The organism is Streptomyces sp. NPDC093065 (assembly GCF_044754585.1).
In the GTDB taxonomy this organism is placed as follows: Bacteria; Actinomycetota; Actinomycetes; order Streptomycetales; family Streptomycetaceae; genus Streptomyces.
In genome coordinates, this window is record NZ_JBIVPJ010000062.1 from 1 (window position 1) to 1674 (window position 1674).

1 protein-coding gene and 2 pseudogenes are annotated in these 1674 nt (G+C 68.9%); 1 reads left to right on the forward strand and 2 read right to left on the reverse strand.

Going from position 1 to position 1674, the window contains the following annotated elements; genetic code table 11:
- Window positions 1-582: 582 nt before the first annotated feature.
- A pseudogene (locus tag ACIQFU_RS38610) lies at window positions 583-693 on the forward strand (short-chain dehydrogenase); the annotation flags it as partial.
- On the opposite strand, the pseudogene ACIQFU_RS38615 reads toward ACIQFU_RS38610, so the two are convergent.
- Together ACIQFU_RS38615 and ACIQFU_RS38620 are read right to left on the reverse strand one after the other, a co-directional pair.
- Window positions 678-864, reverse strand: a pseudogene (locus ACIQFU_RS38615) (SAM-dependent methyltransferase); the annotation flags it as partial. The pseudogenes ACIQFU_RS38610 and ACIQFU_RS38615 sit on opposite strands and share 16 nt — an antisense overlap.
- A gap of 159 nt (window positions 865-1023) precedes the next feature.
- Complete coding sequence (locus ACIQFU_RS38620; protein WP_402558064.1) at window positions 1024-1443, reverse strand: PPOX class F420-dependent oxidoreductase; 420 nt, start codon at window positions 1441-1443, stop codon at window positions 1024-1026.
- Window positions 1444-1674 lie beyond the last annotated feature (231 nt).

A 1674-nucleotide genomic window follows, 5' to 3' on the forward strand; every position in this document is an offset into this window, starting at 1 on the left:
CCGGTCCGGGAGTAACGGCTCGATCCGCGCCCACTGCGCGTCAGTCAACGGCACACCCGGACCAACGACCGACTGATCCAAACGAAACTGCCTAGTCGGCCGCGGGCTGTTCCCGTGTCGTGTGCTGCGCAGTGGCCGCCAGACGCGCGTCGTCACAGCACCTCTGCTCCAGGTACTCGAAAGCGGGGTTCCGGAGTACAACGATGCCCGCATCGGGAGTTCGGTGGCGGGCGCTCGATGATTCGGTCGGCACCGCCGTGCTGGTGGTGCTGGAATCGATGACACCGGCCGAGCCGGTCGCCTTCGTCCTGCACGACGGGTTCGCGATGCCGTTCGGTGAGATCGCGGAGATCATAGGCCGCAGCCCGGCCGCCGACTCGGCACCTCCGCCCGCCGGCGGGTACGGCAGAGCCGCAGTCGGGACTCGTCGCGGTCCTGGACCCGGATGTGGCGCTGCGCTCCGGCAACGGCAGCGGCAACGTCCAGGCGGCGCTCAACCCGGTCTGCAGCGTGGACAATCGCGCATGCTTCCTGTTCGGCGCGCTGAGCATGAGGCCGGGGTGATCTCCCGACACCCGCGGACCGATGCCCGGTTTGCGCGCGGTTACGCTCAGCAGCACCGGCCACCGCATCCGAGCACCGATCCACTTCGACGGTCTGCGCTGGGAGCGGTCGTCGAGCCAGGTCGCCGCCCGGTCAGAACGCCCGGTTTCGGTCTGTTTTGCCGCGAGTCTCCTCTGGCAGGTTCTGGGCGGTCTCCTGGTCTGCGGGGTAGTTGTTACTGCCGCCCAGAAGCCAGTCGTAGACGCGTGCGGGGTGGGGTTTGTCGGTGTCGATGCTGGGACGTGATGTACCGGAGGCCACTGGACACTCCTCGCTGTGGGGAACTTGCGCCGGGTCGGGGCCGGGGTGCCGGAACGGCGCCTTCGTCCCGGCGTGGGCGCGAGAAGGCGGCATCGGGTCGCGCGGCGGGCACGGCGCCCTCGTGGGTGACGCGACTGCCCGCCGCGCTCGCGGACGGACTCAGCCGAAGGCCGCGCCGTCCTTCTCCACGCGCCAGCTGTGCCAGCGTTCGATCTCCATCCAGGCGCTGACTCGGGGGCGCTTGCGATCCGGGTAGGGCTTGCCCGTGATGTGGAGGGCCATGCGGTCGATGTCCCGCAGGCCGTCGTCGTCGTACATCTCGGTGACGCGGCCAAAGACCGTGACGTGGGTGTACCAGTCGGGGCCGTCGAAGACGGTGAGGGTCACTCGCGGGTCGCGGCGCAGGTGCTTCAGGCGCACCCGGCTCTCGTCGAGGCTGAACAGGATGCGACCGTCCTCCCACAGGTATCCGGTGGCGGTGGAGACGGGTGAGCCGTCCGGGCGCAGGGTGGCCATGACGGCGGGGTTCGCACGGCGCAGCATGTCCTGGGCCTCATGCGGCAACGGTGGCCTGGGCATACGGTGATCCTTCCGATCGGGACCAAACGGTCTGGCTTGTGTTGTTGCGTGACCGGAGCTCCCATGGGGTCATGCCAACGCGGTGCGTGTCCCGTTCGTTCGTGGTCGTGTTGGGGGTGTGGGGTGGGGTGGGTGGTCAGTGGCCGTAGGCTTCCAGGAGCCGTAGCCATACTTCGCTCACTGTGGGGAATGCGGGGACGGCGTGCCAGAGGCGGTCGATGGGGACTTCGC